Source organism: Bacillus sp. P4_D3 (assembly GCF_056401855.1).
Map to the genome: position 1 here is coordinate 1 of NZ_JBFUIN010000180.1, position 6,222 is coordinate 6,222.

The following is a 6,222-nucleotide window of genomic DNA, read 5'->3' on the forward strand; positions in this document are numbered from 1 at the left end:
TTCATTTACTTGTAGCATATACTCCATAGCACTTCTTGCTTCAAAATTGTTAACCACTTTATTACTTTGATCAGCAATTGCAAGTAATATGGAATGGTTAATAAGTGAGAAAACAGGATTGTTTTTATTGCTGCACATATCAAGTGTTAAATTACGGATTGTTTGTAAATAATGTGGATCTTGTGAAGTAGGATAAGCGCTTTTTCTTCTATTTCGCACATCATCAGGTAAAGCAGGTTTCAGTGCTCTACGTAAAATACCTTTTTCAATATTATCAATACTTTTTATGTTGAAAGGAACGTTCCATAAATATTCAACTAATCTAAAATCGCAAAATGGTACACGAACTTCAAACCCTACAGCCATACTCATACGGTCTTTACGGTCAAGTAAGAACGGGAGAAATCTCGTTAAAAATAAATAAAACATTTGGCGTTGTTTCGCGGATTTTTTACTTTCTCCTTCAAGAGTAGGTACTTCAAGAACAGCTTCATGGAATCGTTTATTAATATAATGCTCAGGATTACATTGAGTTGTTATGTCGCTTAATAATAGAGAAGATGTGTTTTTCCAGTTTGTTAACCACGGAAACTTATCTACATATAATAGTTCTTCTTGATGAAACCAAGGATACCCCCCGAATACTTCATCAGCAGATTCTCCAGATAAAGCTACGGTTGCATCTTTTTTCATTTCGCAAAATAGTAAATATAGTGAAGTTTCCATTTCGCCAGCACTTGGTAAATCTTTTGCACGGAGGGGAACGAATAAGTGATTTGCTAATTCTTCAGCATTCACAATAATATCATGATGCGATGTCCCTACATGTTCAGAAACATGTTTTACCCAAGGAGCGTCTAAACCAGTGCGAGCAAATGTCAGCTCGAAATCTTTTGCGCTATTTACAAAGTCAACGGAATACGTATGAAGTGTTTTATTTTCCGCTGCAAATTCTTTCCCCGCTAGTGCAGTAATACCGCTAGAATCTAATCCGCCTGATAACATACAAACAAGAGGAACATCGGCAATTAATTGTCTTTTTATTGTATCTTGTAAGATAGATAAAATATGTGAAGATGTGTCTTCGATAGATTCTTTATGGACCTTACTTTCTAAATTCCAATACTTCTTAACTACCTTTTTATCACGTGTAAAAGATATAAAATGTCCAGCACGTACTTCTTGAATATGTTTAAAGACGCCACATCCTGGAGTTCGAAATAATCCTAATCCAAATATTTCATTTATGCCATCCGCATCAATTTCAGCAGGAACAGATGGGTGAGCTAATAATGCTTTTATTTCAGAGCCGAAAATAATACTGTCATTTCTTTCTGTATAAAAAAGTGGTTTTACCCCTAAATGATCTCGTGCTAAAAACAATTGTTGCTTCTGATCATCCCATATTGCGAAAGCGAAAATTCCATTTAAACGTTGCACGCAGTCTTCTTTCCATTCTAAATAAGCGTGTAGTAACACTTCTGTATCCGAGTGAGTTTCAAAGGCATGCCCACATTTTTGAAGTTGTTCTCTCAGTTCACGAAAATTATAAATTTCTCCATTATAAGTAAGAGCATACGTGTAATCTCCGGCACGAAATGTTTTTGGCTGCGTTCCGCCTTCTGGGTCAATAACAATTAAACGTCGGTGTGCAAAGGCCGCACGAGGAGAAAACCAAAATCCTTCAGCATCAGGACCACGATGCTGAATACTATTTGCCATCTTTTCTAAAATAACATGTTGATTTGAAAGATCCTTCTTCCAATCTATCCAGCCTGTAATTCCACACATACAAATCTCATCTCCTAATTTTAAATAKTAGATTAACGAAATAAAATGTACACCAAGTTAAAGAATGGTTATGTAAATATTGTACTACGTTAATTAAATTGTAGACTTGAGAAAATTTTCTTCAAATTCAAAGTTATATGAGACAATAGGTAAGGAAAAGTATTCCATTACATACAAAAAATAATAAAAAAGATGAGAGAAAACTTTTTTCTGGACGTTATATAGAGTGTAAAAGCTTTTACAAAAAAATAAGGGGAATCGCTACATGAAATCAAATGAGAAAAATTTTATAAAAAGATTACAGCGACAAAAAGAAGATGCGCTAGAATTTGTTGTCGATACATACTTACCACTCATAAAGGGGATTACGCATAAAGTTCTTCTTCCAGTTCAAAATGATGGACTCATAGAGGAATGTGTAAATGATATATTTCTTTCCATTTGGAATAACGCAAATAAGTTTCATGGAGAGCCGAGTGATTTTAAAAAATGGATTGCAGCGATTGCAAAGTTTAAAGCAATTGATTATTACCGGAAAGCAACTAAAAAAGTAGAAATCATTTCAGATGAGTTTCATATAAGTACGGAAAAATCGGCAGAAGACGAATTAATCGTTATGGAAGATAGGGAAGAATTATTGAAGCTTATTAATCAATTGGAACCGTTAGATCAAAAAGTATTCATTATGAAATATCTCCTTGGCATGAAGACAGAGGAAATCGGAGAGAAATTAGGGTTAACTCGAGCAGCGATAGATAATCGTGTGTACCGGGGAAAAAAGAAACTACAACAAAATGCTACGAATATTAGTTTTGGAGGTAGTGCAATATGAAAGACATTTATGAACTATTAAATGATATTGATATAGATGAAAAAGAACTTAAGGAAATTKAGACTTCTGAAATTGAAAAAGAAAAAGTGAAACGTAATTTAAAACAATCGATGCGTACGAAGAAAAAGATGAAAACTTGGAAAAAAGGTGTCGCTGCTGCATCTATTTTAGTAGGAGTATCAGTTGCCATGCTTGGCATCGGATTTCCTACATACGCTGGAGGACTACCAATAGTAGGGGATATATTCCGATTTTTAGATAATGGTAGAACAGGGTTATATGAAAATTATAAAGAGTTTTCGACTGAGTTGAATATGACGAGGGAGAGTAATGGGGTTAAGGTTACCATTAATGATGTAATTTCTGATGGCAGAACAGTATCTATAACGTATTCACTGGAAAGTGAGCAAGACTTAGGGGATGATCCTATCATAATAGGCGGATTGGATATAATGGACGCTCATGGTAGTTCAGGAAGTGGTAAAATGACTAAAGTTACTGAAAAAAAGTATGTAGGTATGGTAACAACGACGCACCATGGTAGTAATAAAAAGGACAAAGTAAACTTTAGATGGAATATAGAGAGAATAGAGATGCCAGATAGGAAAAAATCAATACAAGGTAATTGGAATTTCGCGTTAACTGTAAAATCAGTGGATAGTAAAGAGAGAACAATTAGTGGGAGTTCGGAAAAAGAAGGTATAAAAGCAAATATGGAAAAGGTCGCAATGTCGCCGGTTTCATTTATTCTTTATTACAATCAAGAAGTTTCTAAGGGTGCGAGGAAAGAATGGGATAGTGTAGATGTTGAATTGAGGGTCACGGATGATTTAGGGAATGATTATTCGGGTGAAGGAAATGGGGGAAGTGGCAACGATCCTTACAATATCCATTGGAGTTCCACATTCCAAAAGTTAAACGAAAATGCAACAAAGCTTATCGTTACACCTCACGTGCACTTGCAAGTTCATACACCTGAAAATCATGGTGGAGTAGAGTATGTTAATGGGAAAGAGAAGAAAATAGAAGTGCCGAAAAAAGAAGCGAAGAGTAAAGATATTGTTCTAGATGATATTGTCATTGATTTAAAGAAATAAAGACAAGCGACTGCCTAAAATAAATAATTAGGCAGTCGCTTTTTGTTAAGAACTAGTTACAAGTAAAGCATGTGGATGCTGTGTTTTATACTCATCTTTCCAAGGAATGTTTAGTTGTTCCCACGTTTCACCGCTATCAGTGGATTGAAAGATGCCATTGTTATTTAAAGTGTAAAACGTATGTGGTTCGGCTGGATTTGTAGCAAACATCGAAATGACTGTACCGATTGCAGATGGTAGACCTTGCTGTACTTGCTCGAAAGGAGTATCTTTCGTTTTTCGATAAATATAAGATTCATAAGGAATACGGTGATGAGCGAGATCAGCACTCGGTGCAGCAGACACGAGAATTGTATCGCAATCAGCTGGGTCGATAGCCATGCTGTATAAATAATGATGTTCAAGTCCGTCACTACATGAGATCCAGCTGTTTCCACTGTTATAACTTTCAAGATAGGCACGATCAGGTCCGCCCATAAACCCATCACCACATGATGCATAAAGGCGATTTGGGACTTCAGGGTGCATGAGTAATTGATGAGCATCGATAGGGGCACCGAATTTTTTATCAATCCATGTATGCCCTTTATCGTTACTTTGAATAACAGCACCAGCTTCGATGGAAACGTGGATTGTATTTGGATTGTTTGGATCAATTGTAATCCAGCGTACGTGATGGGTAAAAGGTCTAGGCGGGAAAGCCCACGTATAAGAAGATAATAATGATTTCATATTTTTAAGTTCAGTCCACGTTACACCGCCATTTTCTGAACGAAATAAAGCACTAGGTTCTGTACCTACATAAACGACTCCATATCCGTTAACTTGTTCATTAGGGCTTATCGTAATGGAAGTGATTGAAGAATGTAAAATACCGTCTTCTTTCGGAAAGTCAAAGTAACGATAAGAATCTCCAATTGGTCTCCATGAATCCCCACCATCATCGCTTAACCATAGACCTCGTCCAAATGTTCCACAATATACACGATTCTTTTGAAATGGATCAACTGCAATACAAGTAGGCTGCATATTTTGTAAGTGGTAAGTCGTTTCGTAGTTACCATCTTGTTCTTTTATTACAACAAGTTCACGCTCCATACAGAGAAATAAACGTTTCATTTAAGTAACCTCCTTAAAAATTCTTTCATTAGTAAACAATATGAAAATAAAAAAGAAGTAGTCTTGTTTTTATTTGAGAAAAAGGACTTGTTTGAAAAGTAGCGAAGTGTGTATACAGAAGGAATCGGGATAAAGTGAAACTTTAATCAGTGGGGGTTTTGTTCATCCCCACTGATTATTAGCCTTCACCAATCGGACGTTAATGCGGGATAAAGGGAGTGAGTTTGTTTCATACTAACATACAGATATTGCACTTAAAGGAGCATTAGTATGGGACATTCACATGATCACGGTCATTCCAAAAATAAAAAGGCGTTACTAATTGCTTTCCTACTAACGACAAGTTTTATGATTGCTGAAGTTATTAGTGGGTTTGTAACGAATAGTTTAGCACTATTATCTGACGCGGGGCATATGTTAAGTGATGCAGTATCTCTCGCTTTAAGCTTACTTGCCTTCAAGCTTGGAGAGAAAACGGCAACGGCTGCAAAAACATACGGGTATAAGCGTGTCGAAATGTTAGCGGCATTATGTAACGGTGTCGTTCTTATTGTCATTTCAGTATATATTTTTATTGAAGCAATTCGTCGTTTTAAAGAACCGGTGGAGATTGCTAGTAATGGGATGCTCATTATTGCTGTACTTGGTTTGCTTATTAATATTTTATCAGCTTGGATATTAATGAGAGGCGGAGATGTGAAAGGGAATTTGAATTTAAGGAGTGCTTTCTTACACGTACTAGGCGATTTATTAGGTTCAGTCGGGGCAATTATTGCTGCGTTGCTTATTAAATTTTTTGATTGGAATGCCGCAGATGCGGTTGCTAGTATTCTTGTGTCAATTTTAGTTATTATAAGTGGATGGCGTGTAACACGTGATACAGTTCATATATTAATGGAAGGCGCACCACAGCACATAGATGCTGAAGAGGTGAAAAATACATTATTAAATATTACTATTGTAAAAGAAGTTCATGATTTACATATATGGTCCGTAACATCAGATTTTCAAGTACTAACTTGCCATCTTATTATTAAAGGTAATGAAACGCAAAGTGTATTGAAAGAAGCAACGGATGTATTAAAGGAAAAATTTCATGTAGAACATGTCACCATTCAAGTAGAAATTGAGGGTGAATTTAACCATAATGAGACAACTTGCAAAGTATGAAAGAAAAAGGGTATGAAAAAGTGTCATAACATTTTTCGCGTGGCATACATATATATAATGTGGCCACAAATACTTTGTAAGGTAAATATTTCATAAGATTACTTTACTTATTAAGAATCATCTTTTATAATCAAAAGTGGTAATTGATAAAGATTATCATTTTCAATGATCGTAGAAAGGAGTTTTTTAAAAGATGGGTAGTCAACTCCGTTT

Annotated in this window: 5 protein-coding genes; 3 read left to right on the forward strand and 2 right to left on the reverse strand. The window is 35.5% G+C overall.

Annotated features, from left to right (window positions below; genetic code table 11):
- The coding region (gene asnB, locus AC1DTM_RS16325; RefSeq protein WP_477000492.1) for an asparagine synthase (glutamine-hydrolyzing) at positions 1–1,791 on the reverse strand (1,791 nt) is incomplete at its 3' end.
- Between the two features lie 265 nt (positions 1,792–2,056).
- On the opposite strand from asnB, the gene AC1DTM_RS16330 reads away from it, so the two are divergent.
- Together AC1DTM_RS16330 and AC1DTM_RS16335 are read left to right on the forward strand one after the other, a co-directional pair.
- Positions 2,057–2,623 (forward strand): sigma-70 family RNA polymerase sigma factor, encoded by a 567-nt coding sequence (locus AC1DTM_RS16330; protein WP_002158441.1) that lies wholly within the window; start codon positions 2,057–2,059, stop codon positions 2,621–2,623.
- Entirely contained in the window at positions 2,620–3,720 is a 1,101-nt protein-coding gene (locus tag AC1DTM_RS16335) for a DUF4179 domain-containing protein (protein WP_477000493.1), read from the forward strand. Before AC1DTM_RS16330 ends, AC1DTM_RS16335 begins: the two co-directional genes overlap by 4 nt.
- 45 nt (positions 3,721–3,765) lie before the next feature.
- Here the strand turns inward: AC1DTM_RS16335 and AC1DTM_RS16340 are convergent, their stop codons facing one another.
- A complete protein-coding gene (locus AC1DTM_RS16340) occupies positions 3,766–4,839 on the reverse strand; it encodes a beta propeller repeat protein (protein WP_367959795.1) in 1,074 nt (357 codons plus the stop codon).
- A gap of 270 nt (positions 4,840–5,109) precedes the next feature.
- Here AC1DTM_RS16340 and AC1DTM_RS16345 point away from each other — a divergent pair, with 270 nt between their 5' ends.
- Positions 5,110–6,009 carry a cation diffusion facilitator family transporter gene (locus AC1DTM_RS16345; RefSeq protein WP_016104451.1) on the forward strand — a complete coding sequence of 300 codons (900 nt, stop codon included), beginning with the start codon at positions 5,110–5,112 and terminating at the stop codon, positions 6,007–6,009.
- The last annotated feature ends 213 nt before the right edge of the window (positions 6,010–6,222 follow it).